1 pseudogene is annotated in these 598 nt (G+C 77.1%); it reads left to right on the forward strand.

Annotation, left to right across the window (positions count from 1 at the left end):
• Positions 1–598, forward strand: a pseudogene (locus tag D8M29_RS12980) (2-succinyl-5-enolpyruvyl-6-hydroxy-3-cyclohexene-1-carboxylate synthase); the annotation flags it as partial.

The raw sequence follows: 598 nt of genomic DNA on the forward strand, positions 1-598 counted from the left end.
GTGGAGACCCTCGAGGAGCTCGCCGCCTTCGCCGGGCAGGGCGAGCCCGGCTGGCTCGCCGCGTGGCAGCACGCCTCGATGCGCGCCCAGGCCGCCGTGGAGGACGTGCTCGTCACCACCGACGCCGGCGACCGGCTCAGCCCGCAGACGGTGGCGCACGTGAGCGCCGCCATGGTCCGGGGCCCGCTCGTGCTGGGCTCGTCCTCGGTGATCCGGGACGTGGACCTGACCTGGCGGCCCCCCTCGGCGCCGGACGCGGAGGTGTACGCCAACCGCGGGCTCGCCGGGATCGACGGGACCGTCTCCACGGCCGCGGGCGTCGCACTGGCGCGCGGACGGCGGACCGTGGCCCTGCTCGGCGACCTCACCGCCCTGCACGAGGCGGGCGGCCTGCTCGTGGGCCCCACCGAGACCGAGCCGGACCTCGACCTCGTGGTCGTCAACGACGACGGCGGGGCGATCTTCGCGAGCCTCGAACACGGGGCCGTGGCCGAGGCGCCCGGCATGGCGGACCCCGTCGAACGGCTCTTCGGCACCCCGCACGGCGTGGACCTGGCCGCCCTGGCCGCCGCGTACGGCGTCCCGCACACGCGGGTCA

Source organism: Micrococcus sp. HSID17227 (genome assembly GCF_003989405.1).
GTDB classification, from domain to species: domain Bacteria; phylum Actinomycetota; class Actinomycetes; order Actinomycetales; family Micrococcaceae; genus Micrococcus; species Micrococcus luteus.